Below are 26,334 nucleotides of genomic sequence, written 5' to 3' on the forward strand. Positions count from 1 at the left end.
CCGAAAACAAGCTGCCTTCCCCGCAGGGAGGCAGGGGGGACACCCTTATGAGCCCAGTCGTGACCGCAGTCGTCGGAGTCGTCGTACTCCTGGTGCTGCTCGCCCTCGTCGTCATCACCCGCTACAAGGTCGCCGGGCCCAGCGAGGCGTTCATCATCACCGGACGCCGCGGCAAGAAGTCGACCGACCCGGTGACCGGCCGTACCAGCATCGACAACAGCGGCCAGAAGGTCGTCGTCGGCGGCGGCGTCTTCGTCGTCCCGTTCGTCCAGCAGAAGTTCACCCTGGACCTGTCCAGCCGGCACATCCCGGTGGCCGTGCGCGGAGCCGTCACCCTGCGGGGTGTGAAGTCCAACCTCGAAGGCGTCGCGATCGTCAAGGTCGGCGGCAGCGAGGAAGCGATCCGGGCCGCCGCCCAGCGATTCCTCCAGCAGCAGGACGGCATCGTCGGCTTCACCCAGGAAGTGCTCTCCGGCGCCCTGCGCGCCATCGTCGGCCGGATGTCGGTCGAGGACATCATCCGCGACCGCGCCGCGTTCGCCGGCCAGGTCGCGGAGGAGGCCGAGGCCAGCCTCTCCGGCCAGGGCCTGATCCTGGACGCCTTCCAGATCCAGGACATCACCACCGAGGGCTCCTACCTCGAAGACCTCGGTCGCCCCGAGGCCGCCCGCGCCAAGCAGGAGGCGGACATCGCCGAGGCGATCGCCAAGCGCGCCTCCGAGCAGGCCCGGCTCAAGGCGGCCGAGGAGATCGCCATCGCCGAGCGGACCTTCTACCTCAAGCAGGCCGAGATCAAGGCCGAGACGGAGGCCGCCGCGGCCAAGGCCAACGCGGCGGGCCCGCTCGCCGAGGCCGCGCGTCAGCAGGAAGTCCTCCAGGAGCAGGAGAAGGTCGCCGAGCGCCAGGCCGCACTGACCGACCGCGAGCTCGACACCAAGGTCCGCAAGCCCGCCGACGCCGCCCGCTACCAGGCCGAGCAGGAGGCCGAGGCCCGCCGGATCGCCCAGGTCAAGGAGGCCGAGGCGGACGCCGAGCGCTCCCGGCTGACCGGTCAGGGTGAGAAGCTGCACCGTTCGGCACTCGCCGACGCCGTACGCATCGAGGGCGAGGCGGAGGCCGCGGCCATCGCGGCCAAGGGTGCGGCCGAGGCCGAGGCCATGCAGAAGAAGGCGGACGCGTTCGACCGCTACGGCGACGCGGCCGTGCTCCAGATGCTGGTCGAGGTGCTGCCGCAGGTCGTCGCCAAGGCGTCCGAACCGCTGGGCGCCATCGACAAGATGACCGTGATCTCGACGGACGGCGCGAGCCGGGTGTCGCGTACCGTCACGGACAACGTCGCGCAGGGCATGGAACTCCTCAGCTCCGCCACGGGTGTCGACCTGGCCGCGCTGCTGAAGAACCTCAAGGGCGGCGCCGCCGGAGCGACTTCGGCCGGACTTCCCGACCGGGCCGCGGACGCGCCCGCCGCGACCCCCGACGGGAAGATCGAGATCACCGGCTGACCCGGACCGCACCCCCGCCCGTGCCCGGCCGGCACCGCACCGGCCGGGCACGCGCACGTCCGGACCGGTGGGGGCCGGCGTCAGTCCGCCAGATCCACCCGCACCGTCAGCAGGTCCGTCCCCAGCGCCCGCACCGCGGCGCTGTTGCCCCGCGGCAGCTTCTTGAGCCGGGCACGGGCGTCGTCCTCGGGCAGGAGGTGGGCGGTACCGGTGTGCCACCGTCCCTTGATCCTGACCCGGACCCGGGGATCGGCCTGGATGTTGCGGATGTAGTGCGACTTCTCGCCGTACTCCGACACCAGCCAGAACTCCCGGCCCACGCGTCGGCCGCCCACCGGGGTGGGGCGCGGAAGGCCCGAGGTGCGGCCCGTCGTCTCCAGGAGGGTCTGCGACGGCAACCGTCTGGTGAGCGGGTTGGCGACATGCCGCTGGAACGCCGTGACCGCCCGGAACTTGAGCTCTCGACTGCGCGGCATCCTGGCCCTTCCGACGGTCGCCGTGGTCGCGCCGAGGGCGGCCCCGGCCGCCCTCGGCCCGGCGAGTCTAGTGCTGTGGCCGGAAAGGTTTGCCGAAAAGCTCGCGGCGTCCGGTGCGGTGCTTCGCAAGGCGGAGGATCGCCCTCGTACGGGACGTACTCGGGTGATGCGACAACGCGGCGAGGTGCCGTGCCGGGCGTCGCGAGCCGGTGAACCTCTCCGGTCGCAGCACTGGGGCCTGCATCCGGCTCGGGCCGGGTTCGCGGGGCGCGTCCGGCGGCCTTGCACCCGAAGGCGGCGGAAGCCTCCGGATAAAGTAATGGGAACCTAAAGAGATCACCAAGTGCGTCGCCGCACCGCCGCACCCTTCGGGAGGACGTCATGGGAACCCACCGCACCACGCTGCCCGGAGTCGGTGTGCAGTACGACTACACGACCGAGTCGGGACAGCACATCTCCGTCGTCGTCCACCACGACGGGCGGCGGTTCATCGGCTTCTACGACCAGGACGACCCTGATTCGTGCCGCCTCTCGGTACCCCTGACACCGCAGGAGGCCACCGGCCTCGCGCACCTCATCGACTCCGCGCCCATCGACGCGGTACGCACCGAGGGCATCGATCTCGTCACCGAGCACATACCGCTCGGAACCCGCTCCCCGTACGGCGGGCGGCTGCTCGGGGACACGAAGGCGCGGACGCGGACGGGGGCCTCGATCGTGGCCGTGCTCCGGACGCACAGTGCGCATCCGTCTCCCGGGCCGGACTTCCGGCTGGCCATCGGGGACACGCTCGTCGTCGTAGGTACGAGGGAGGGCGTCGACGCGCTCTCCGAGATCATTTCGGAGGGCTGACCGTGCACGACACGACCGCGCTGCTGGTGGAGCTCGGCTCCGTCATTCTGGGACTCGGCATCATCGGACGCTTCGCCGGGCGAATAGGGCTCTCGCCGATCCCGCTGTACCTCCTGGCGGGACTCGCCTTCGGGGACGGCGGGCTGCTGCCGCTGGGGGCCAGTGAGGAATTCACCGCCGTCGGCGCCGAGATCGGCGTCATCCTTCTGCTGCTCCTGCTCGGCCTGGAGTACAGCGCCTCGGAGCTGGTGACCAGTCTCAAGACGCAATACCCGTCCGGAGCCGTGGACTTCGTGCTCAACGCGACCCCCGGGGCGGTGGCGGCGCTGCTGCTCGGCTGGGGGCCCGTGGGAGCCGTGGCGCTGGCCGGCGTCACCTGGATCTCGTCGTCCGGGGTGATCGCGAAGGTGCTCACCGATCTGGGACGGCTGGGGAACCGGGAGACACCCGTCATCCTGGGTGTCCTGGTCATCGAGGACCTGTCGATGGCCGTGTACCTGCCGCTGCTCACCGCGATGCTCGCGGGAGTGGGACTCGCCGGAGGCAGCATCGCGCTGCTCGTCGCGCTCGGCACCGTGGGGTTCGTGCTCTATCTGGCGCTGCGGCACGGACGGCTGATCAGCCGGGCCGTGTCCTCCGACAATCCGGAGATGCTGCTCCTGGTCGTGCTCGGCCTGACCGTCCTGGTGGCCGGTGTGGCACAGGAGCTGCAGGTGTCCGCGGCCGTCGGGGCGTTCCTGGTCGGGATCGCGCTGTCGGGCGAGGTCGCCGAGGGGGCGCGCAAGCTGCTGACCCCGCTGCGGGATCTGTTCGCCGCCGTCTTCTTCGTGTTCTTCGGACTCTCCACCGACCCCTCCGCGATTCCTCCGGTGCTGCTTCCGGCGGCGCTGCTGGCGATCGTCACCGTCTTCACCAAGATCGGCACCGGCTGGTACGCGGCCCGGCGGGCCGGGATCGGTTCGCGCGGACGGTGGCGGGCCGGCGGAACGCTCGTCGCCCGCGGTGAGTTCTCCATCGTCATCGCCGGCCTGGCCGTGGCGACCGAGCCCCGTATCGGGCCCATCGCCACCGCGTACGTCCTCATCCTCGTCATCGTCGGACCGCTCACCGCCCGCTGGACCCAGCCGGTCGTGGCGCGCGTCCAGGCCTGGCGCGGCCGGGACGGCGGGGACACCACGGGCAGCGCCCGGATTCCCGCGGCCCGTCCGGCACCCGCCGCGCAGGAGGAGTTCGCCTCGTCCGCCGACTGAGAGTCTGTCGGGCGAAGCGACCGGGACGACGTTGCGGCCCGGGTCTCCGGACGACGCACGGGCCCCGCGCCCACGACATCGGGCTTACGGCCCGGTGCGGGCCGTTACCACCGTTTCCGGACACAGCGGGCACCCGTCCTGCTAACTTCTACACGTCTGTAGAGTTGGATTTCGTTCCGGCAACACAACGCAACGCAACGTATGGAGACGACATGGCACTGTGGGATCGGATCAAGGAATCCGCTTCGTCGATGCAGTCGCAGCTGGAAGCGAAGAAGAACGACCTGAAGAGCGGTGCGTTCCGCGATGCGAGCATGGCGATGTGCGCCCTGGTCGCCGCCGCCGACGGTTCCATCGATCCGTCCGAACGCCAGCGTGTCGCCTCACTGATCGCCACCAACGAGGTTCTCCAGAACTTCCCGGCGGACGATCTGCAGCGCCGCTTCAACGAGTATGTGAACAAGCTCACCGCCGACTTCGCCTTCGGCAAGGTCAGCGTGCTCCAGGAGATCGGCAAGGCGAAGAAGAAGCCCGCCGAGGCGCGTGCCGTCATCCAGATCGGCATCGTCATCGGCGGCGCCGACGGCGACTTCGACAAGACGGAGCAGGCCGTCGTGCGCGAGGCGTGCTTCGCACTCGACCTTCCGCCGCACGAGTTCGACCTGTAGGACCTCTCGTCCGGATCAGGCCGGGCTCGTGTGCCCCGGTGGCCGATCCCGCCCGATCCGGACAAAAGACCCGATGTATCCCCCGCGGACCGGCCTCCCGGCCCGCCCTCCGTACCGCCGGGACGACCGCGGACCGACCGACCACCGGTCCGCGCCCGGCAGGCCGGGGATGCGCTACTCCCCCGATGCGCATCCCCGGCCGCTTTCTTCCGAGACCCCGCCGCCGTCACGCGTCAGCATCGCGTAACGGCGGCGGGGTTTCGCGTCACATGCGCGTCAAGGCCCTCCCGGAGTCCCTCCGCCGGGGGCATAACGTGGAGGGCGCAGCACAGCCGCAGAGCCCGCCCGCCGAGGAGGCACACCATGTCCGAGCGCAGCGGAACGGACGATCCCGAACCTCTTGAACCCGGCCCGGCCGGACCGCTCTTCGTCCCCGTCCGGCCGGGACCGGTCGGCCTCGCCACCGGGTGGACGGCCCGTTTCTTCCGTACGCCGCTGGGCGACCGCACGGCCGTCGGTTTCACCTCCGCGCATCGGCTGGCCGCCACCCTGGGCAACGGCCAGCCCTGGATCAGGCTCTCCGAGCCGGCCCTGCGCGCGCTCGGCACACCGCTCGGGGTCACCGTCCTCACCGTCGATCCCCAACTGACCGCACAGGCCCCCGGACGGGCCGTCCCCGCTGCCACGGCCAGGGTGCGCCGGCCCGGCCCGTACCCGAGGTCGGGCCCCACCGCCGCCACCCGTTGCGGGCGTTGACGACCGGTCGGGCGGAACCCGGCGCCCGCACGGGCGCGGCGCGGTCGGTGTGGAGCGGGTCACAGATCCTTGGCCGGCCAGTCCAGCAGCCGGGCGCCTATGACCGCCGTCTGCAGCGTGTAACGGTGCATCGGGTCGGACGGGTCGGCACCCGTCAGCTGATGGATCCGCTCCAGCCGGTAGGTCAGCGCCCGCACGCTCAGCGACAGCCGACGCGCCGTCTCGGCGGCCACACAGCCCGAGTCGAAGTAGACGTCGAGCGTCCGCAGCAGGGGTTCGGCGCCGCCGCGCGCCTGCTGGAGCGGGCCCAGTTGGCTGCGCACCAGATCGGCCATCGCCTGCCGGTCCCGGGTCAGCACCGGATAGACCAGCAGGTCGGCCGAGTACAGCACCGGGTCGTCCAGATCCATCCGCTCCGCGAGATCCAGTGCGTCGAGCGCCTCGTCGTAGGACTGGACCACGCCGCCGGGGCCCCGGTGCGGGCGGCCGACGGCGACCCGGCCGCCGTCCGTCGCCGCGTGGGACTGCTTGGCGAAGTACCGCAGGACATCGGGCTGGCTGCCGGGAGCGATGCAGACCAGCCGCCCGTCCTTCGTCGTGATCAGGATCTTCCGGCCGCTGAACCGCGTGAGCAGCGCCGCCTCCACGGCGCGCGGTACGGAGTCCGTCTCGGTGTACGCCTCCGGGCCGCTCGCCACCGCGACCGCGTGGGCGCGTGAGAGGCGCAGCCCGAACCGGGTGGCCCGCTCGGCGAGCCGGCCCAAGTCGCTTCGCCCGTACAGCAGATCGTCGATGAACTCTCGGCGGGCCGCCTCCTCGCGCCGCACGGTGAGCCGCTGGGCCCGCTCGAAGCCCTCGGCGAAGGCGTCGACGGCCTGCTCGACCGCGGCCAGCACGGAGTCGGCCGACGCTTCGTCGGCCGAAGCGGCGCGCGGCCAGTCGGTGCGGGTCGCGGCGAGATGGAGGCCGACCAGGGCTCGCAGCTGGCATCCGGCCTCGGCCGCCTCCCGGCCCAGGAGTCGGCGGGTGTCCAGCTCGTCCCGGGTCAATCGGCGCCCGGTGGCGGCGACATCGGCCAGGATGCGGACGTAGTCCCCCAGATACTCGTCGGAAACCTCCGGCACCGCCACGCGTACTCCTCCAGTCCTGACGCGACCTCGACACTCACCTCAACGCACAACGGCCGCTGCCGGTGCCCGGCATCGAGCACCTGGAAACATTGCCGGACTCCGGCAGTGCGAAGTCATGGCCTCGAATGACAGGATCAGGTCAGCACCAACCGGGGGAACACGGGGGAATACGGGGGATACGGGGGAAGATCCGGCTGCTGCGGCGCCGCTGTCCGCGGGCCGCAGCACCGGCAATCGCCGCCGAAGTCACCACCGGAACCACCGCCGAAGCCGCCCCCGACGACAGGGAGGGGGTGGACGATGCGGGAGTTCCTGAGCGCGGCAACCGCCTTCCCGGCCGTCCTGTTCGCCGCCGCGCTGGTCGTGGTCGTCTTCTTCTGGCTCCTCGTGCTGGCCGGTGCGGCCGATCACCATTCCTTCGACGGGGACCTCGACACCGGCATGGCCGGGATCGGCGGAGTGCCGGTCACCGTCTCGGTGTCCGTGATGGTCGTCGTCGGCTGGTTCACGAGCCTGGCCGGTACGGTCCTGCTGCACCGCAGCGGTGCCACCGGCCTCACCCGCGCCGGGCTGGCCTGTGCCGTGCTCGCCGGGGCGCTGCTGATCGCCTGGGCCGTGATGCGGATGCTGGTGCACTGGGTGCGCCGGCGGTTCCCGGACGAGCCCCCTCCGTCGCGGCAGGACTTCCTCGGCCGGGTCTGCACGATCCGTACCGGTTCCGTCAGCGCCGACTTCGGCCAGGCCGAGGTCGCCGCGGCCGACGGCTCCACCGCGATCGTCCAGGTCAGGCTGTTGCGTCCGACGGACGGCCCGCAGACCGCGGACGATACGCGTGCCACGGACGGCGCGGTTCTCGTCTCGGGCAGTGCGGGGCTTCTCTACGCGTACGACGACGAGGGCGAGTTCTTCTGGGTCTCGCCGTACGACAAGGCGCTGGACCCGGGACCGCCGAAACCGGGCACGGGCCCGCGCCCGGACACCGGTCCCGGTGCGCGCCGGACGCCGCGTCGCGCCGGCTGACCCGTCCCGCCCGTACCCGTCGCGGTCGCAGCCGCGTCCGACGACCGCCCGGCCGCCCGTCCGGGCCCCTCTTCCTCTCCACCTTCCTCACCAGCCGTCAAGGACTGTCATGGATGCCATCACCCTGGGCTTCGGTGTGCTCGTAGCCGTCGTCCTGCTCATCGCCGTCGCCCTGCTTCTCGTCATCAGCCGGCTCTTCCGCAAGGTGGAACAGGGCAAGGCACTGATCATCTCCAAGACCAAGAAGGTCGATGTCACCTTCACCGGGGCCGTCGTCCTGCCGGTGCTGCACAAGGCCGAGTACATGGACATCTCGGTGAAGACCATCGAGATCCGCCGCACCGGGCGCGAGGGCCTGATCTGCCAGGACAACATCCGCGCCGACATCCACATCAACTTCTTCGTACGCGTCAACAAGACCGTCGAGGACGTCATCAAGGTCGCCCAGTCCATCGGCACGGAGCGGGCCAGCGACAAGGTGGCGATCCAGGAGTTCTTCGCCGCGAAGTTCGCCGAGGCGCTCAAGACCGTCGGCAAGCAGCTGGACTTCGTCGATCTGTACACCAAGCGCGAGGAGTTCCGGGACCGGATCATCCGGGTCATCGGCACGGACCTGAACGGCTACCACCTCGACGACGCGGCGATCGACTTCCTGGAGCAGACGCCCATGGCGCAGCTCGACGGCGCCAACATCCTCGACGCCCAGGGCATCCGCAAGATCACCGAGCTGACGGCGATCGAGCACGTGCGCACCAACGAGTACCAGCGCACCGAGCAGAAGGAGATCACCCGGCAGAACGTCGACGCCCGCGAGACCATCCTGGAGCTGGAGCGCCGGCAGGCCGAGGCCGAGATCAAGCAGCGCCGCGAGGTCGAGACGCTGCGGGCCCGCGAGGAGGCCGCGACGGCCAGGGTCCAGGAGGAGGAACGCCTCGGCGCCCAGGCCGCGTTCATCCGCACCGAGGAGCAGCTCGGCATCCAGCGCGAGAACCAGGCGCGGGAGATCGCCGTCGCGCAGAAGAACCGCGAGCGGGTCATCGCCGTGGAGAACGAGCGCATCGAGAAGGACCGGCTGATCGAGGTCATCGGGCGCGAGCGGCAGACCGAACTCGACCGGATCGCCGCGACGAAGGAGGTCGAGGCCGAGCGCCGCGAGGTCGCCGATGTGATCCGGGAGCGGATCGCCGTGGACCGCACGGTCGCCGAGCAGGAGGAGTCCATCAAGACCCTGCGGGCCGTCGAGGAGTCGGAGCGCACCCGCAAGTCGGTCGTCATCGCCGCCGAGGCGGAGGCCCAGGAGAAGCTGGTCAAGGACATCAAGGCCGCGGAGGCGGCGGAGGCGGCGGCCGGCCACCTGGCGGCCGAGCAGCTGACGCTCGCCGAGGCCCGGCTGAAGACCGCGGACCTGGACGCCCAGGCGAAGCTGCGGCTGGCCGAGGGCATCCAGGCGGAGTCCGCGGCGCCCGGCCTCGCGGAGGTCCAGGTGCGCGACGCGGAGGCCGACGTCATCGAGAAGAAGGGGCTCGCCGAGGCCGAGGCCGCGTCCGCCCGGCTGAGGGCCGAGGCGGAGGGAGCCAGGCTCAAGGCGCTGGCCACCGCGGAGGGCACCCAGGCCCAGGCGGCCGCCGACGCGGCGATGATCGGCGAGAAGCTGAAGGCCGAGGCCGCGGGACTCACCGAGAAGGCGGCCGCGATGGCGGCGCTGGACGACGCCTCGCGCGGCCACGAGGAGTACCGGCTGCGGCTCGCCGCGGAGAAGGAGATCCGGCTGGCCGGGCTCGATGTGCAGCGGCAGGTCGCCGAGGCGCAGGCGACGGTGCTGGCCACGGGGCTGGAGAACGCCGACATCGACATCGTCGGCGGGGAGTCGGTCTTCTTCGACCGCCTCGTCTCGTCCATCTCGATGGGCAAGAGCTTCGACGGCTTCGTGGAGAACTCGGACACGGCGAAGGCGCTCGCGGGTCCGTGGCTGAACGGCACCTCGTCGTTCACGGACGATCTGACACGGGTGCTGGGCTCGGTGTCGACGGGGGACGTGCAGAACCTCACGGTGTCGGCGCTGCTGATGCGGATGATGCGGACGCCGGGCGCGGGGCTCGCGCCGGGACAGGCGCAGAAGCTGCTGACGACGGTCCAGGAACTGGGCCTGGCCGATGTGCCGGTGTCCTCGCTGACCGGGGCGGCGGGTGGCTCGGACGTACCCGCCGCACGGAACGGGTCGCCGGTCGCGTAGGGCCTCTCGTCCGGATCACGCCGGGCTCGGATCCTGATCCGGCCCGATCCGGACGAAGAACCCCAGCGGCACCCGGGGCCGGGCGGCAGGGCCCGGCCCCGGGCGACCCCGGGCCCGTCCGGTGACCGCTCCCCGTCCCCAGCACCGGGCGGGCCCGCACCACCCGCACCACAGACCTCGTAGGGAAGGCCGTACGTATGGAAACCGACACCACGACCGCACCGCCCGCCGGCGGCCCCGTGGACGCGGGGACGTACGACGTGCTGCGCCGCCGGCTGGCCGACCGGGCCGCCGAACTCGCGAGCCGCGCCGAGGCGCTCAACGCGCGGCGCACCGAGGAGTTCGGCTCGACCGAGCTGCGGCTCACCGGCTCCGAGCGGATCCGTACCGAGCAGGCGTCCGTACCCCGCGACCTGGTGGCCGTCGGCGGCCGGCTGCTGTTCGGCTTCGAGCGGGGCCCGGGGGCCGCGCAGCCGCCCGAGATGGCGGACGTACTCGCACTGTACGACCCGGAGTTGACCGCCCCGGTCCGGGGCGGTCTGCTCGGCGACGAGGCCTTCGTACGCGAATTCACCGCGCTGCACCGCTACTACCGCGACGCCCGCCTGCTGCGGCTGCGCCGCGTGGACGGCAGGCTACTCGCCGTCTTCCGTACCGGCGAGAGCGCCGACGGCATCCGCGTACTGCGCTGGGCGCTCGCCCCGGACGGTTCGCCCGGCGCCTTCCTCGACGCGCGCGGCGACCGCGACCACGTCTTCCCCCCGTCGCACGACTTCACCTGGACCGTCGCGGGCCGCGAGTCCCACGTCCTGGGCCGGCACCCGCACATCGCGGTGGGCGGGGACGCGGACGGCACGGGCGCCCCCCTGTTCGTCGACACGCTCGGCGGCACCCTCACCGTCAAGACGGTCGACGACACCGACACCCCGGACGGGATCTACGAGGAGCCGGTCACCGAGCCCCTCCAGTCCCTCGCCGACGCGGATGTCGAGCATGCCGCGATCGGACCGCTGGTCCTGCTCCGCGTGCGCCCGTACAACGAGGAGTCGTGGCGGTACCTGGTCTTCAACACGCTGCTCGGCACGGTCCTGCGCCTGGACGGCATCGGGCCCGCCTGCCACCGGCTGCCGGAGGACCAGGGGATCATCTTCCCCGGCGGCTACTACCTCACCACCGGCACCGTGAAGACCTTCGACATCGCCGAGCCGCTCACCGACCCGGTCTTCGAGGGCATGGTCCGCTCCCCGAACGGCGAGGACGTCCTGTACGTCTTCCGCTCCCCCGACGACGGCCGCGGGCTGCTCCTGCCCTACAACCTGATCCGGCAGGAGGTCGCCACCCCGCTCCAGGGCCGCGGCCACGCCCTGCTCGACGACGGCACGCTGGTCCTGCTGCGCTCCACCGCCACGGGTGACGAACCGGCCCGGGTCCACCCGGTGCAGCGCTGGCTGACCCCCTACGTCTCCGACACCCACGCCGCCTCCCGTCCCGCCGGTTCCGGTCCGCTCGCCCGGGTCGGCAACGCCGATCTGGTGCGCGGCATCTCCGACTGCCTGGCACTCGCGCACAGCGCCGCCGAGACGACCCCGACCGCCGCCGTCTACGCCCAGCTGGTCGCGGACTGCACCCGCGCCACCGACCGCTACCACTGGCTCACCGATCCCGACCTCGGCGCGCTCGCCGCCCCGCTGGCGGAGCTGCGGGACACCGCCCAGCAGGTCCTCGCCGAGTTCGAGACGGTGCGGGAGCTGACCCGGCAGGCCGCCGACGCCCTCACCGCGACGGCCGACCGGCTCACCGCGCTCGTCCGCCGCATCCGCGGCGAGGCCCCGCGCACGGCCGCCGCCTGGGTGGACCGGCTCACCGAACTGCGCCGGGCGCACGGTCATCTGGCGACCCTCGCCGAGATGCGGTACGCGGACACCGGGCGGATCGCCGAGCTGACCACCACCACGGCCGACGACATCGACGCGGCCGGCCGGCGCGCGGTGGCGTTCCTCGGCCGGGACGACGCGTTCGCCGGCTACCACGAGGACATCGCCCGCCTGGCCGCCGAGGCCGCCGCGCTCACCACCGTCGTGGACGCCTCGGCGCTCGGCGACCGGCTGACGGAGATGACGGAGGGCCTGGGCACCGTCACCGACGTGGTCGCCGGGCTCGACATCGGTGACGCGACGGTCCGTACGTCGATCCTGGAGCGGATCGCCGAGGTCCTCGGCGGGGTCAACCGGGCCCGCGCCGTCCTCGACGCGCGACGCCGCGAGCTCCTCGACCACGAGGGCCGCGCCGAGTTCGCCGCCGAGTTCGCGCTGCTCGGGCAGGCCGTCACAGGGGCGCTGGCCGCCGCGGACACCCCGGACGCCTGCGACGACCAACTGTCCCGGCTGCTGCTCCAGTTGGAGAACCTGGAGTCGCGGTTCGCGGAGTTCGACGACTTCCTCGCCGAGCTGGCCGAGCGGCGCACGGAGGTGTACGAGGCGTTCTCGGCGCGCAAGCAGACCCTGCAGGACGCCCGTGCCCGGCGGGCCGAGCGGCTGGCGGATTCGGCGGCCCGGGTCCTGGAGACGGTCTCCCGGCGGCTGGCCGCGCTGCCCGACCTGGACGCCGTCCACACGTACTTCGGCTCCGACCCGATGGTCGCGAAGGTCCGCCGCACCGCGGACGAACTGCGCGAGCTCGGCGACCCGGTGCGCGCCGAGGAGCTCGACGGCCGGCTGGTGGCCGCCCGGCAGGAGGCCGGGCGGGCCCTGCGCGACCGCGGGGAGCTGTACGCGGACGGCGGCGCCACGATCCGGCTCGGCCGGCACCGGTTCGCGGTGAACACCCAGCCCTTCGACCTGACGCTCGTCCCGCACGGGGACCGGCTCGCGTTCGCGCTCACCGGCACGGACTACCGGGCGCCGGTCACCGACCCGGAGTTCGAGGCCACCCGCCCGTACTGGGACCAGACGCTGCCCTCGGAGTCCCGCCACGTCTACCGCGCCGAGCACCTGGCGGCCCGGCTCCTGGACGAGCACGGCGCCGACGCCCTCGCCGCCCTGGGCGCCTCGGAACTCACCTCCCTGGTACGGGAGTCGGCCGCCGCCGCGTATGACGAGGGCCACCAGCGCGGTGTCCACGACGAGGACGCCACCGCGATCCTCACCGCCCTGCTCGGGCTGCACGCCGGGGCCGGACTGCTGCGACGCCCGCCCGCCGTACGAGCGGCGGCGCAGCTGTTCTGGGCGTACGGGACGGACGAGGCCCGGCGCACCTCCTGGACCCGGCGGGCCCTCTCGCTGGCCCGCGCCCGTGAGACGTTCGGCCTCGCCCCGGCCGTCCGGGCGCTCCAGGAGGAGTGGGCGGACGCCATCCGGGCCGAGGAATCCGGGGGCTCCGGCGTCCGGGGCACGGACGCCGGAGCCGTCGCCGCGTACCTCTTCGAGGAGCTGACGAGCGGACCGGCCGGATTCGTCACGAGCGCCACCGTGCGCACGTTCCTGGACAAGTTCCGTCGCGCCACCGGCTCTTCGGCGTACGACGAGGATCTCGCCGCCCTCCACGACGACCTCCCTGCCCGGCGTCAGCTGGTCGAGGGCTGGCTCGTCCCGTACGCCGCCGCGAGCGGCAACGAGATCGACGCGGGCGATCTGGCGGAGGCCGTCGCCGTGGAACTGTGCCCGGAGCCGCTGCTCGACCGGTACGAGTGCGAGGCGCCGCTCACCGCGACCGTGGACGGCCTGCTCGGCACCCATCCACGCATCGACCGGGGCCGGCTGACCGTCCGCATCGACGAACTCCTCGCCCGTACGGCCGAGTTCCGCACCGCCGCCGTTCCCGGGTTCCGGGCCTACCAGCGCCGGCGCACCGCACTCGTGGCCGCCGAACGCGCCCGGCTGCGGCTGGACGACCACCGGCCGCGCGTCATGTCGGCGTTCGTCCGCAACCGCCTCCTGGACGAGGTGTATCTGCCGCTGATCGGCGACAGCCTCGCCAAGCAGCTCGGCACCGCCGACGCCGACCGGCGCACCGACTCGCAGGGCCTGCTGCTGCTGGTGTCGCCGCCCGGCTACGGCAAGACGACGCTCATGGAGTACGTGGCCGACCGGCTCGGACTGGTCCTCGTCAAGATCAGCGGGCCGAACCTCGGCCACGACGTGACCTCCCTCGACCCGGCGCAGGCGCGCACCGCGACCGCCCGCCAGGAGATCGAGAAGATCAACTTCGCTCTGGAGACGGGCAACAACACGCTGCTCTATCTCGACGACATCCAGCACACCTCGCCCGAACTGCTCCAGAAGTTCATTCCGCTCTGCGACGCCACCCGCCGGATCGAGGGCGTGCGGGACGGCGAGCCGCGCAGCTACGACCTGCGGGGCAAGCGGTTCGCGGTGTGCATGGCGGGCAATCCGTACACCGAGTCGGGGACGCGGTTCCGGGTCCCCGACATGCTCGCCAACCGGGCCGACGTGTGGAATCTCGGCGAGGTGCTGAGCGGCCGGGAGGACGTCTTCGCGCTGAGCTTCGTCGAGAACGCGCTGACCGCCAACCCGGTGCTGGCGCCGCTCGCCGGGCGTTCCCGCGAGGATCTCGCCCGGTTCCTGCGGCTCGCCTCCGGCACGGCGCCCGCGGTCGGCGCGGACCGGTTCGACCATCCGTACGCGCCCGCCGAGGTGGAGCGGATCGTCTCGGTCCTGCGCCATCTGCTGACCGCGCGGGACACGGTACTGGCCGTGAACGCCGCGTACATCGCCTCGGCCGCGCAGACGGACGCGACGCGCACCGAACCGCCGTTCCGGCTGCAGGGCTCGTACCGCAACATGAACAAGATCGCCGAACGGATCGTGCCGGTGATGAACGACGCGGAGCTCCTCGCCGTCATCGACGACCACTACGCGGGCGAGGCCCAGACGCTGACCACCGGCGCCGAGTCCAACCTGCTGAAGCTCGCGGCGCTGCGCGGCCGTCTCACCGCCGAGCAGTCCGCGCGCTGGTCCGCGGTCACCGCCTCCTACGTCCGCACGCAGACGCTCGGCGGCCCGGACGGCGACCCCATGACACGGGCGGTCGCCGCACTGGGGCTGCTCGCGGACCGCATCGCGGCGGTGGAGTCGGCGATCGTCCGGGTCGCCGACCCCCGCCATCTGCTCGCGGGCCCGCCGCCCCGGCACGCGGCGCCGCCGCCCGGTGTTCCACAGGAAGATCACTGACAGTCCGGGTACGGCCGAGAGGAGCAAGGCATGCTGGGTCCCGTGCCTCCATTTCCCCAGCAACCCCAACGCTCCCCGTTCAGCGGACACATGGTCGTCTGCGGTGACGACGCACTGGCCCAGCGGCTCGCCGTGGAACTGCGCTATGTGTACGGGGAGAGGGTCACCCTCGTCCTGCCGCCCCGACGCGACGCGCGCCGGCCCGAACTGCCGCTGACCGGGCGGGGCCGGGCGGCGGCCCTGTTCGGCCGGATGTCGCAGGCGATGAACCGCAACGGCGGAAACGGAGCCGCGGGCGCCGGGGACGGCGACACCAACGCCGGGGTCGAGGCGGTACGCATCCTGGAGGCGCCGGAGCCCTCCGACGAGGTCTTCGAGGAGGCGGGCGTCGAATCGGCCGCCGCGCTGGCCCTGGTCTACGACGACGACGAGCGCAACATTCGCGCCGCGCTGACCGCCCGCCGCCTCAACCCCCGGGTCCGGCTGGTCATCCGGCTCTACAACCGCAAGCTGGGCCAGTACTTGGAGACCCTGCTCGACCAGGCCGCCGCCGTCTCCGCGCCCGGCCTCGACCCGGCCGCGCTGGACGCCTCGACCACCGTCCTGTCCGACGCGGACACCGCCGCGCCCGCCCTCGCGGCGACCGCCCTCACCGGCTCCAGCAAGGTCATCCAGGCGGAGGGCCTGCTGCTGCGCGCCGCCGAACGCACCCCGCCCGGGGACGGCCAGGTCGCCGACCCCGGCCTGTGCACCCTCGCGCTGCTCTCCTCCACCACCCATGACCCGGCGGGCACCGAGGGATCCGACAGCAGCGGCGACGAGGGGCCTCAACTCCTGCCCGACGCAAGCCAGGTGGCCGCGGCGACGGGCCGTGGCACGGTGGTGCTGGAGGCGGTCAGCCAGTCGGGCCCGGCCGGTCCGCCGCCCCGGATGGGCGGCCGGGGCGCACCGCTCGGCCAGGTCTTCTCCCGGCGGCTGCGCTGGTCGGCGCTGGGGGTCGGGCTCGCCGTCCTCGGCCTCGCCGTCGCCTCATGGATCACCACCGGCGACCATCCGGCGCACGCCGCGTATCTGACACTGCTGGACCTGTTCGCGATGGGCGACCCGGCGATCGGTGATCCGACGGCCCGTCAGGTACTGCAACTCCTGTCCGGAGTGGCCGGTCTGATGCTGCTCCCCCTGCTCGTGGCGGCCGTGCTGGAGGCCTTCGGTTCGCTCCGTACGGCCTCGTCGCTGCGCCGTCCGCCGCGCGGTCTCTCCGGTCATGTGGTGCTGCTCGGTCTCGGCAAGATCGGTACGCGGGTCCTGGTCCGGCTGCGTGAGCTCGGCATTCCCGTGGTGTGCGTGGAGGACGACCCGGACGCGCGCGGCATCGCCGTGGCCCGGCGGCTGCACGTGCCGGTGGTGCTCGGCGATGTCACCCAGGAGGGCGTGCTGGAGGCGGCGAAGATCCAGCGCGCCCGCGCGCTCCTCGCCCTGACCAGCATCGACACCACCAACCTGGAGGCCGCGCTGTATGCCCGCTCGGTCGAGCCGAACCTGCGCGTCTCCCTGCGTCTGTTCGACGACGAGTTCGCCACGGCCGTCTACCGCACCCTGCGCGCCGCCCACCCGCAGGCCCTCACCCGCTCCCGCTCCGTGTCCCACCTGGCCGCCCCGTCCTTCGCGGTCGCCATGATGGGGCGGCAGATCCTGGGCGCGATCCCGGTCGAGCGGAAGGTGATGCTGTTCGCGGCGGTCGAGGTCGCGGGGCACCCGCAGTTGGAGGGCCGCACGGTGGAGCAGGCGTTCCGGGCGGGCGCCTGGCGGGTGCTGGCGCTGGACGCCACCCCGCCCGAGGACCGCCGCCCGGACCTGGCGGTGCCCGCACCCGTCTCCACCGGCCGTCCGTCGGGACTGGTCTGGGACCTGCACCCGGGGTACGTGCTGCGCCCCCAGGACCGGGTGGTGATCGCCGCGACCCGCCGCGGCCTGGCCGAACTCCTGCGCCGACGCGTCTCGTTGACGCACCGCTGAGCCGGCCGGGTCACGGTTTCCGGGTCCGCCCGGAGCGGCGGCGGGGCCCCGCCCGAGCAGGCGGGGCCCCGGGGGTCAGGCCCGCCCGGAGCGGCGGCGGGCCACCACGACCGGGCCGGTGCCCACGGCGAGCACCGCAGCGGTGCCGATGACCAGCGGGACGACAATGCGGGAAGCGTGCGTGCCGGACCGCGTCCGCCCGGTCGGAGGTCACCCGACAGGCTCTCAGAGGAGGCCCCCCATGGCCTCCCGCACCTGCGTCAGCGTCGCGTCGGCCACGGCGTTGGCCCGCTCGTTCCCCGCCCGCAGCACCGACCGCACATACCCCATGTCCCGCGCGTACTCCTCCCGCCGGGCCCGGATCGGCGCCATCCTGCTGTTGACGGCCTCGGTCACCGTCCGTTTGAGGGCGGCGGCGCCCCCGCCGCCCGCGTCCTCCGCCACCGCGTACGGGTCCCGGTCCAGGCAGAGCGCGGCCAGCAGCACCAGCCCGGACACCCCGGGGCGCCCCTCGGGGTCGTAGGTGATGTGCCGCTCGGCATCCGTCTTCGCGCCCTTGATCAGCCGCGCCGTCTCGTCCGCGTCGGCGCCCAGCGCGATGGAGTTGGCGCGGCTCTTGCTCATCTTGGTGCCGTCCGTGCCGAGGAGGAGCGGCGCGGCGGAGAGCAGGGCGTCCGGTTCCGGGAAGACCGCCCCGTACCGCTCGTTGAAGCGCCGGGCGACGGTCCGTGTCACTTCGAGGTGCGGCAGCTGGTCCTGCCCGACGGGGACGAGGTTGCCCTTGCAGAACAGGATGTCGGCCGCCTGGTGCACGGGATAGGTGAACATCAGCCCGCTGACGGTGGACTGCCGGGAGTGCGCGATCTCGTCCTTGACGGTGGGGTTGCGGTTCAGTTCGGCGACGGAGACGAGACTGAGGAAGGGCAGCATCAGCTGGTTGAGCGCGGGCACGGCGCTGTGGTTGAAGATCGTCGAGCGTTCCGGGTCGATCCCGACGGCCAGGTAGTCCAGCAGCAGCTCCTCCGTGATCCCGGTGAGCCGTTCGGCCACGTCCCGGTCGGTCAGCACCTGGTAGTCGGCGATGATCACGAAGACGTCCACCCCGAGGTCTTGGAGCCGGACGCGGTTGTGGAGGGTGCCGAAGTAGTGCCCCAGGTGGAGCACTCCGGTGGGACGGTCCCCGGTCATCACCCGGAACCGTCCGGGTTCCTGCCGGATCAGCCGCTCCAGCTCGGCACTGCGGCGCCGGGCGGGCGCGGTGGCGATGGATGCGACGGTGGTGGTGGCTGTGTTCATGGGGCTCTCTCCTCGCGGGTGCTGGTTGCGTGGAGGACGGCCCGCCGGGTCGGCATCCGTACCCGTACGAGGGCAGAGAAAAGGGCCGTCCATGTCGAACGGCCCTGGTTCCGTGCAGATGAGGCGGCCGCTCCTAGGAGGAGCGCCACCAATTCCGGCACGGTACGGAGGTCATGGACCGATGGTAGCGCCCGCGGCGGCCCGGTCACGGTGCATTCCCCCATCTCACGGACGGGGCTGCGGCACCGCGCCATTACGCGGCATACGCGGATGGTCCTGGTCCCCGGGACCCGGTCCCCCGCCCCGCTCACCTCACTTCTCGGCGTGCCCGCCCACGTAGAAGAGGATCCAGACGAAGCCCGCGAAGAGGTGCGTGGCGAAGACGTACACGAAGACGCGCAGGGCGACGCCGCGCTCCTTCCAGCGCTCGCTCTCGCTGCCCTCGCTCACGGCCCGCCTCCGTCCGGCGAAGGCGCTCCAGGCCTCCGCGACGCGTCCAGGGTACGCACACCCCCGTTCTCCCCCACGGAATAGATCACGGGGGCGCTCCGTTGCAGGACGTGTTAACATAGTTCAACGTTCAACCAACTTGCTTCTGGAGGCGGGCGCCATGGAGTTCGGGATCTTCACCGTCGGAGACGTGACCACGGACCCGACGACCGGCAGGACACCGAGCGAGCACGAGCGGATCAAGGCCACCATCGCCATCGCGCAGAAGGCGGAGGAGGTCGGTCTGGACGTCTTCGCGACCGGCGAGCACCACAACCCGCCGTTCGTCCCGTCCTCGCCGACGACCACGCTCGGCTACCTCGCCGCCCGCACCGACCGGATCATCCTGTCCACGTCCACGACGCTGATCACCACCAACGACCCGGTGAAGATCGCCGAGGACTACGCGACGCTCCAGCACCTCGCGGACGGCCGCGTCGACCTGATGATGGGGCGCGGCAACACCGGACCGGTCTACCCCTGGTTCGGCAAGGACATCCGCCAGGGCATCCCGCTCGCCATCGAGAACTACGCCCTGCTGCACAAGCTGTGGCGCGAGGACGTCGTGGACTGGGAGGGCAAGTTCCGTACGCCGCTGCAGTCCTTCACCGCGACCCCGCGCCCGCTGGACGGCGTCCCGCCGTTCGTGTGGCACGGCTCGATCCGCTCCCCGGAGATCGCCGAGCAGGCCGCGTACTACGGCGACGGCTTCTTCCACAACAACATCTTCTGGCCCATCGAGCACACCAAGAAGATGGTGAACCTCTACCGCCAGCGGTACGCGCACTACGGGCACGGCACCGCCGAGCAGGCCATCGTCGGACTCGGCGGCCAGGTGTTCATGCGGAAGAACTCGCAGGACGCGGTACGGGAGTTCCGCCCGTACTTCGACAACGCGCCGGTCTACGGGCACGGTCCTTCCCTGGAGGACTTCTCCCAGCAGACCCCGCTGACCGTCGGCTCCCCGCAGGAGGTCATCGAGCGGACCCTGTCCTTCCGGGACGCCGTCGGCGACTACCAGCGCCAGCTGTTCCTGATGGACCACGCGGGACTGCCGCTGAAGACGGTCCTGGAGCAGCTCGACATCCTCGGTGAGGAGGTCGTCCCGGTGCTGCGCAAGGAGTTCGCCAACCTGCGGCCGGCCGGGGTCCCGGACTCCGCCCCCGTCCACCCGGCCGTCGCCGCCCGCACCACCACGAAGGAGGGCTGACCACCGTGTCCACCACGCCCGGCGTGTTCGCCACCGAGCCCCTGAGGATCGTCGCCGTCTCGGCCGGACTCAGCCGGCCGTCCTCGACCCGGCTGCTGGCCGAGCGGCTGGCCGGCGCCGCCCGCGAGCGCCTGCTGGCCGAGCAGGACCGCGCGGTCGAGGTGCGGGTGATCGACCTGCGTGACCTGGCGGTCGACATCGCCCATCACCTGGTCACCGGATTCCCGCCGGGCGCGCTGGACGAGGCGATCAAGGAGGTGACGGAGGCGGACGGGCTGATCGCCGTCTCGCCCGTCTTCACCGCCTCGTACAGCGGACTGTTCAAGTCGTTCTTCGACCTGATCGACAACACGGCACTGACCGGCAAGCCCGTCGTCATCGCGGCGACGGGCGGCACCGCCCGCCACTCGCTGGTCCTGGAACACGCGATGCGTCCGCTCTTCGCCTACCTGCGGGCCACCGTCGTACCGACCTCCGTGTACGCGGCGTCGGAGGACTGGGGCTCGTCCGGCGACGAGTACACCGACGGCCTGCCGTCCCGCATCCGGCGCGCTGGCGGCGAGCTCGCGGCCATGGTCGCGGGCGGCCGGGCGGCCTCCAGGGCGCCGAGGACCCCTGGGCTCGACGACGAGGTCGTGCCGTTCGAGCAGCAGCTCGCCGACCTCCGACTGGACTGATCGGCCCCCCGGACAGGGGCCGGGAGGCCCTACCACCTGAAGAACTGTCCGGTTTGACTAGAGTTGGACTGAAAGACGCGTCGTGCGGCGTTCTCCCTCAGGAGTCCCGCACGACGCCTCTGCACACTGAGCCGAACCGAGCTGGAGGCAGAGATGGGCAGGATCGTGGTGGGCGTTGACGGCTCCGAGTCGTCGGTCAAGGCGCTGCACTGGGCCGTACGCCAGGCGGAGCTGACCGGTGACACCGTCGAGGCCGTCAACAGCTGGGAGTACCCCGCGACCAGCTGGGCGTCCATGATGCCGGGCATGCCGGAGGACTTCGACCCGCAGGCGGTCGCGACCGTGGCCCTCACCGAGACGCTGGAGGAGGCCCTGGGAGCCGAGGGCGCGGCCGCGGTCAGCAAGATCGTGGTGATCGGCAACCCGGCCCAGTCCCTGCTGGAGCGCGCCAAGGGCGCGAACCTGCTGGTGGTCGGGGCACGCGGTTACAGCGGCTTCAAGGCGACCCTGCTCGGCTCGGTCAGCCTCCATGTCACCCAGCACGCACCGTGCCCGGTGACGGTCGTACGCGACTGAGCACGGCAGCGTGCAGGTCAGGACAGGACACGGGAACGGGCCCGCGCGCCGAGCGTGGGCCCGTTCCCGTGTCCGATGCGCCGGGGCTACGCCCTCTGCCGCTTCGGGGCGCCCACGTCTTCCCGTGTGTAGAAGATGTAGAACGTCGTGATGAACATCCCGAGGCCGACCGCCAGTCCCAGCGCCGAGGACCGCAGCACACTGGAATCGGTCAGTCCGACCAGCAGGCCGATCGCCGCGGCCGTCAGCGCGCCGTACGCCACCGCCCGGACCAGGGGCAGCATGGCGTGCTGGATGCGCCCCAGCCCGAAGCAGAGGGCGGCGAGCACCACCGCGCCGATCAGGCCGTACCAGAACTGCCGGCCGCCGCTCGCGCCGTGGTTGCGGAGGATGAACGAGGCGTAGAGGCCGTACGCCGCGCCGAGCGTGGCGGGAACGGCCCAGGCGCGCGCACCGTGCCGCCCTGTCCGTGCCCCGGGCCGGGCCCGTCGGTGGGTCCGCAACGCTGCATGAGTGGCCATGGCGGAGAACTCCTTCCGTCGCCCCTTTTCCCTCCAGAGCACACCCGGCCGTGCCGCCCGGCAACTCGGATGGCGTACGGCCCGGGGCGTACCGCTCCCGTACGGGATTCCCTGGAGGGGTGCGGACGTATCTCTCGACGGCTCTGGCGGCGGCGGTGCTGGTGCTGCTCGCCGTGCTCGTCCCGCTGAGCGCGCTCGCCGCCTGGGTGGATCTGGAGATCGACAACACGGACCGTTACGTCGCCGCGGTGGCCCCGCTCGCCTCCGACCCCGAGGTGCGGAACACCGTCAGTGACCTCATCACCGACGCGACGATGAAGCAGATCGAGGCGGGGCCGCTCCAGAACACCGTGCGGGACTTCCTCCACCAGGCGGTCATGTCCTTCACCACCACCGACGCCTTCCAGAACGCGTGGAACGCCGCCAACCGCACCGCCCACCAGGCCGTCACCGCAGCACTGAACGGCAACACCGGCGAGGCCGTGACCATCGATCTGGCCCCCGTGACCGAGCAGGTCAAACGGAACCTGGAGGACGACGGGGTGCCGTTCGCCGACCGGATTCCGGTTCAGCACACCGACATCACGCTCATCTCCGCCGACCGCGCCGACCAACTGCGCCAGAGCTTCCGGTTGCTGCGGGCCGGCAGCATCTGGCCCGCCGTGGGCACGGTCGTCCTCGCCGCCCTGGCCGTGGTCGTGGCCTGGCTGCGTGGCGGACCGGGGCGCGGGCGCTCCGCGCTCGCCGCGCTCTCGGCCACGGCGGTGACCGGGCTCGGCTTCGCACTCGGGGCACTCGTCCTGCGCGCGGTGGTCGCGGTCGCCCGCGCCCGGGTGCTCGCCGAGGTGCCGGAGAGCGAGACGGGCGGTGCGGCGGCGGTGTACGACGCGCTGACGAGCTCACTGCGCACGACCGCGTGGATCGTGCTCGGTGCGGGGCTGGCGGTCGCGCTGGGCGCGCTGCTCGGGCGGCTGTGGGCGGTACGGCGGCGCACGGCTCCGTAACGGCACGGGCCGCGTACGGGCGGGCCGGGGTTCGACGTGCGGCGGGGGACCGGCCGGGGAAGAGTGGTTCTCGTGACCGCCGGACCGAGGACGACTGAGAGGTCTTCCGTATGCGAGCCATAGCCGTCGGCGCGTTCCGGGCCGACCCCGAACTGGTCGAGATGCCCAAGCCCGAGCCGGAAGCCGGTGAGGTGCGGGTCCGGATCGAGTACGCCGCGCTCAACCCGTGCGACTGGCAGACCGCCCACGACTCCCCGGACGACGAACCCGCCCCGCGGGTGTTCCCACTGGTGGTCGGTGTGGACTTCGCGGGCCGGGTCGACATGATCGGCAGCGGCGGCAACCGGTTCCGGGTCGGTGACCAGGTCTTCGGCCGGGTCCCCGGGTCGGCGGCCGGCGCCGGTTCCGGTACGTACTGCGACTACGTGTCCGTACCGCAGGACTCCGCCATCACCCTCGTGCCGCCCGGTCTCTCCCTGCGCACCGCCGCGGCGCTGCCGTCCGCCGGGATGGCGGCCGCCCAGATCCTGGAGACCGCGGTGCTCCGCGGCCACGAGAGCCTGCTGGTCATCGGGGCCGCGGGCGGCGTCGGCAGCTGTCTGACCCAGCTCGCGGCGGCCCGCGACGTACGCGTCGTCGCGGCCGTGCGCGGCGACGAGCACGGACGGATGGCGGCCCTGGGCGCCACCGCCACGATCGACACCACGGACCGCCCCCTCGAAGCGGCGGTACGGGAAGGTTTCCCGGACGGCGTCGACGCGCTGGTCGACCTGGTCTCCACCACCCCGGACGACTTCGCCGCCCACGCCGCGCTCGTACGCGACCGCGGCATCGCCCTCACCACCCGGGGCGTCGCCGCCGACGCCGCTCTCCCCCCGGGCGTGACCGGCATCGACTTCCGGCTCGACCCCTCCCCGGTACTGCTGGACGTCCTGGCCGCGGGCGCCGCCGAGGGCGTACTGCGCGTGCCCATCGACATCGAGGTCCCGCTGGAGAAGGCCCCGCAGGCCCTCGACCGCAACCGGACGGGCGGCGCGCGCGGCAAGACCGTCATCGCGCTCTGAAGCCCACCCCGCGCGCACGACCGAAGGAGGCGTCATGGACGACCGGGAACGCGACATCGAGCGGGAGATCGAGCACGACATCATCGACAGCATCGGCGGACTCGTCTCCGAGGAACGGGACCTGCGCAACCGCTCCGACCGGGAATCGGGCCTCACCGCGGACGAACGGATCCGCCTGCGTACGGTGGAGGTCCGGCTCGACCAGTGCTGGGACCTGCTGCGACAGCGCCGCGCCCTCAGCGAGTTCGGCGAGGACCCGTCCGCGGCGAAGGTCCGGCCGCCCGCCGAGGTCGAGGGCTACCAGGGCTGACCGAGCGACACAGGGGGACGCGTTGACCGACACGGAGGCCGGTTCCGGACGCAGGCGTACCGCCCCACCGCCCTGGCTCCTCAGCGGACTTCGCCCCCAGCCGTCCACCCCCATCGCCTGGGCCGCGGTCGTCCGCGCCTCCATCGCCCTGGCCGCGCCGCTCGCCGTCGGCTTCGCGCTGGACCGGCCCGCGTACGGCGCTCTCGTCTCCATGGGCGCGCTCTCCGGCGTCATCGGCGACACCGCCGACGCGTACCGGATGCGCATCCTCAACATCGCCGTACCGCAGCTCTTCGGCGCACTCGGCATCATGCTCGGCACGCTGGTGTACGGGGCCGGCTGGACAGCCGTCGCCGCGCTGTCCCTGGTCGGTCTGGTCTCCGGAATGATGTCGACGATCGGCGCCGTCGCCTCCGTGTCCGGGCTGCTGCTCCTGCTCAACGCGGTCGTCGGTGCCGGACTCCCGATGCCGAACCCCTGGTGGGTGGCGCCGCTGCTGCTGACGGTCGGCGGACTGTTCGTCCTCACCATGACCCTGCTGGCGTGGCCGCTGCGGCGGAAGCTGCCCGAACGGGTCGCGGTCGCGGGCACCTACCTCGCGGTCGCCGACCTGCTCGCCGCCGCGGGGACCGACGCCTACGAGGAACGACGACAGGCCGTCACCCAGTCCCTCAACACCTCCTACGACCTGATCCTGGCCCGCCGGGCCCGCTACCACGGCCGCAGCAACGCCGGGGTGCGGCTGCTCGCGCAGCTCAACGTCGTCATCCCGCTCGTCGAGGCGGCGCCCGCCGTGCACGTCCGGCGGCACCCGCTCCCGGACGAGATCCCGGCGGCGGTACGTGAACTGGCCGCCGCCGTCGAGGAGAGCCGCACCGGCGGTGCCGAACTCACCCTGCCCGCACCGGACTCGCCCGCGACCAGGGCGGTCGACGGCGCGCTGCGGCACGCGGCGGTCGTCGTGCACAAGGCCGACCCCGATCCGTACAACGTCGACGACCGGCTCGGACGCCCCGCCGCGCTCGGGGTGCGGATCCGGCGGACGACCCGCGACGTGCTGCTCTCCGGGGCCTCCTGGCGGTACGGGCTGCGCCTCGCCCTCTGCATCGGCCTGGCACAGGCACTGACCTCGCTGATCCCGGTGCCGCGCTCCTACTGGGTCGCGCTGACCGTCACGTTCGTCCTCAAGCCCGACTTCGGCTCGGTGTTCTCGCGCGCCGTACTGCGCTCGGTGGGCACGGCGGCCGGTCTCGTGATCGCCGCGCCGGTGCTCGCCGCGGTACCGATCGGCTGGTGGGACGTGCCGGTGATGGTGGTGCTCGCGGCGCTGATCCCGGCGCTCACGGCAAAGGGGTACGCCTTCCAGACGGCGGCCATCACCCCGGTCATCCTGCTCCTGTCCGACCTGCTGAACCACCAGGGCTTCCATCTGGTCTGGCCGCGCTTCCTGGACAGTCTGATCGGCTGCGCCGTCGTGCTGGTGGCGGGCTATCTGCTGTGGCCGGAGAGCTGGCACGTCCGGGTCGGGCACCGACTGGCGGACGCGGTCACGGACATCGCCGACTACGTGGCGTGCGCGTTCGAACCCGGCGGCTCCGGCGACCGGGCGGAACGGGTGCGGGCCCGGCGCCGCATCTACCGCGATCTGTCGGTCGTGCGCTCCGAATTCCAACGCGCCCTGACGGAGCCGCCCCCGGTCGGCACCCGGGCCGCCGCGTGGTGGCCGCTGGTCGTCTCGGTCGAGCGCATCGTGGACGCGACGACGGCCGCCCGGGTCCGCGTCGACCACGGAGCACCGGAGCCACCCGCCGCGGAGGTCGCCGAGGTCCAACGGCAGTTGCGGGAACTCGCGGACGGCATCCGTGCGAGCGAGGTCCTGGTCGGCGTGCGCGCCGAACTGCGGGGCGACGAGGAGGGGGTACTGGCTCCGCTGCGCCGGGAGGTCGCGGCGGCGCGTGCCATCGCGTCACCGCAGCCGTAACCGCGGTCGCCGTCCCCCGTGGCCTCGCGGTGCCCGCAGCCGTAACCGCGGTCGCCGTCTCCCGTACCTCGCGGTGCCCGCAGCCGTAACCGCGGTCGCCGTCTCCCGTACCTC

The 26,334-nt window shown here is 72.4% G+C and carries 21 protein-coding genes; 16 read left to right on the plus strand and 5 right to left on the minus strand.

The annotated features are described in order from the left end of the window. The first annotated feature begins 47 nt into the window (after positions 1-47). Positions 48-1,502 carry a flotillin family protein gene (locus tag ACIQCZ_RS17395; RefSeq protein ID WP_402283150.1) on the plus strand — a complete coding sequence of 485 codons (1,455 nt, stop codon included), beginning with the start codon at positions 48-50 and terminating at the stop codon, positions 1,500-1,502. Between the two features lie 80 nt (positions 1,503-1,582). Here ACIQCZ_RS17395 and ACIQCZ_RS17400 read toward each other — a convergent pair whose 3' ends face one another. Next, complete coding sequence (locus tag ACIQCZ_RS17400; RefSeq protein WP_402283151.1) at positions 1,583-1,978, minus strand: nitroreductase/quinone reductase family protein; 396 nt, start codon at positions 1,976-1,978, stop codon at positions 1,583-1,585. Between the two features lie 381 nt (positions 1,979-2,359). Between ACIQCZ_RS17400 and ACIQCZ_RS17405 the strand changes: the two genes are divergently transcribed. The 4 genes from ACIQCZ_RS17405 to ACIQCZ_RS17420 all read left to right on the plus strand — a co-directional run bounded on the left by ACIQCZ_RS17405 (position 2,360) and on the right by ACIQCZ_RS17420 (position 5,504). Then, positions 2,360-2,830, plus strand: coding sequence for a TrkA C-terminal domain-containing protein (locus ACIQCZ_RS17405; protein ID WP_351071796.1), 471 nt, complete (start codon positions 2,360-2,362; stop codon positions 2,828-2,830). Positions 2,831-2,832: 2 nt separating this feature from the next. Next, positions 2,833-4,080 (plus strand): cation:proton antiporter, encoded by a 1,248-nt coding sequence (locus ACIQCZ_RS17410; RefSeq protein WP_402283152.1) that lies wholly within the window; start codon positions 2,833-2,835, stop codon positions 4,078-4,080. A 212-nt stretch (positions 4,081-4,292) separates the two neighbouring features. Continuing rightward, the gene (locus tag ACIQCZ_RS17415) at positions 4,293-4,748 is read left to right on the plus strand and encodes a TerB family tellurite resistance protein (RefSeq protein ID WP_351071801.1); all 456 of its coding nucleotides are present in this window, start codon (positions 4,293-4,295) and stop codon (positions 4,746-4,748) included. Between the two features lie 363 nt (positions 4,749-5,111). Further along, entirely contained in the window at positions 5,112-5,504 is a 393-nt protein-coding gene (locus tag ACIQCZ_RS17420; RefSeq protein ID WP_402283154.1) for an SAV_915 family protein, read from the plus strand. Between the two features lie 59 nt (positions 5,505-5,563). On the opposite strand, the gene ACIQCZ_RS17425 is transcribed toward ACIQCZ_RS17420, so the two are convergent. Beyond that, a complete protein-coding gene (locus tag ACIQCZ_RS17425) occupies positions 5,564-6,634 on the minus strand; it encodes a PucR family transcriptional regulator (RefSeq protein ID WP_402283155.1) in 1,071 nt (356 codons plus the stop codon). Positions 6,635-6,934: 300 nt separating this feature from the next. Here ACIQCZ_RS17425 and ACIQCZ_RS17430 point away from each other — a divergent pair, with 300 nt between their 5' ends. From ACIQCZ_RS17430 to ACIQCZ_RS17445, 4 genes are all read left to right on the plus strand, one after another. Next, positions 6,935-7,654: a hypothetical protein gene (locus ACIQCZ_RS17430; RefSeq protein WP_402283156.1), complete on the plus strand. Its 720-nt coding sequence runs from the start codon at positions 6,935-6,937 to the stop codon at positions 7,652-7,654. Positions 7,655-7,763: 109 nt separating this feature from the next. Further along, positions 7,764-9,887 (plus strand): flotillin family protein, encoded by a 2,124-nt coding sequence (locus tag ACIQCZ_RS17435; RefSeq protein ID WP_402283157.1) that lies wholly within the window; start codon positions 7,764-7,766, stop codon positions 9,885-9,887. Between the two features lie 197 nt (positions 9,888-10,084). Further along, complete coding sequence (locus tag ACIQCZ_RS17440) at positions 10,085-15,076, plus strand: DNA repair ATPase (protein WP_402283159.1); 4,992 nt, start codon at positions 10,085-10,087, stop codon at positions 15,074-15,076. Between the two features lie 30 nt (positions 15,077-15,106). After that, positions 15,107-17,092 (plus strand): NAD-binding protein, encoded by a 1,986-nt coding sequence (locus ACIQCZ_RS17445; RefSeq protein WP_402283161.1) that lies wholly within the window; start codon positions 15,107-15,109, stop codon positions 17,090-17,092. 225 nt (positions 17,093-17,317) lie between these two features. Here ACIQCZ_RS17445 and trpS read toward each other — a convergent pair whose 3' ends face one another. Beyond that, positions 17,318-18,388, minus strand: a complete 1,071-nt coding sequence (gene trpS, locus ACIQCZ_RS17450; RefSeq protein WP_402283162.1) for a tryptophan--tRNA ligase — start codon at positions 18,386-18,388, stop codon at positions 17,318-17,320. Between the two features lie 312 nt (positions 18,389-18,700). Continuing rightward, on the minus strand, positions 18,701-18,838 hold the full coding sequence (locus ACIQCZ_RS17455; protein ID WP_402283163.1) for a DUF6126 family protein: 138 nt from the start codon (positions 18,836-18,838) through the stop codon (positions 18,701-18,703). Positions 18,839-18,998: 160 nt separating this feature from the next. On the opposite strand from ACIQCZ_RS17455, the gene ACIQCZ_RS17460 reads away from it, so the two are divergent. The 3 genes from ACIQCZ_RS17460 (at position 18,999) to ACIQCZ_RS17470 (ending at position 21,340) form a co-directional block, all read left to right on the plus strand. After that, entirely contained in the window at positions 18,999-20,087 is a 1,089-nt protein-coding gene (locus tag ACIQCZ_RS17460; RefSeq protein WP_402283164.1) for an LLM class flavin-dependent oxidoreductase, read from the plus strand. Between the two features lie 23 nt (positions 20,088-20,110). After that, entirely contained in the window at positions 20,111-20,764 is a 654-nt protein-coding gene (locus tag ACIQCZ_RS17465; RefSeq protein ID WP_402283551.1) for an FMN reductase, read from the plus strand. 153 nt (positions 20,765-20,917) lie between these two features. After that, a complete protein-coding gene (locus tag ACIQCZ_RS17470) occupies positions 20,918-21,340 on the plus strand; it encodes a universal stress protein (RefSeq protein ID WP_402283166.1) in 423 nt (140 codons plus the stop codon). Between the two features lie 86 nt (positions 21,341-21,426). Here the strand turns inward: ACIQCZ_RS17470 and ACIQCZ_RS17475 are convergent, their stop codons facing one another. After that, positions 21,427-21,861: a hypothetical protein gene (locus ACIQCZ_RS17475; RefSeq protein ID WP_402283168.1), complete on the minus strand. Its 435-nt coding sequence runs from the start codon at positions 21,859-21,861 to the stop codon at positions 21,427-21,429. A 119-nt stretch (positions 21,862-21,980) separates the two neighbouring features. On the opposite strand from ACIQCZ_RS17475, the gene ACIQCZ_RS17480 reads away from it, so the two are divergent. The 4 genes from ACIQCZ_RS17480 to ACIQCZ_RS17495 all read left to right on the plus strand — a co-directional run bounded on the left by ACIQCZ_RS17480 (position 21,981) and on the right by ACIQCZ_RS17495 (position 26,220). Next, positions 21,981-22,865 (plus strand): hypothetical protein, encoded by an 885-nt coding sequence (locus ACIQCZ_RS17480; protein ID WP_402283170.1) that lies wholly within the window; start codon positions 21,981-21,983, stop codon positions 22,863-22,865. 110 nt (positions 22,866-22,975) lie between these two features. Next, positions 22,976-23,929 carry an NADP-dependent oxidoreductase gene (locus ACIQCZ_RS17485; RefSeq protein WP_402283172.1) on the plus strand — a complete coding sequence of 318 codons (954 nt, stop codon included), beginning with the start codon at positions 22,976-22,978 and terminating at the stop codon, positions 23,927-23,929. Between the two features lie 34 nt (positions 23,930-23,963). Then, positions 23,964-24,239, plus strand: a complete 276-nt coding sequence (locus ACIQCZ_RS17490; protein ID WP_351071835.1) for a DUF2630 family protein — start codon at positions 23,964-23,966, stop codon at positions 24,237-24,239. 22 nt (positions 24,240-24,261) lie between these two features. Beyond that, complete coding sequence (locus ACIQCZ_RS17495) at positions 24,262-26,220, plus strand: FUSC family protein (RefSeq protein ID WP_402283174.1); 1,959 nt, start codon at positions 24,262-24,264, stop codon at positions 26,218-26,220. The last annotated feature ends 114 nt before the right edge of the window (positions 26,221-26,334 follow it).

It is taken from the genome of Streptomyces sp. NPDC093149 (assembly GCF_044754145.1).
GTDB lineage: Bacteria > Actinomycetota > Actinomycetes > Streptomycetales > Streptomycetaceae > Streptomyces.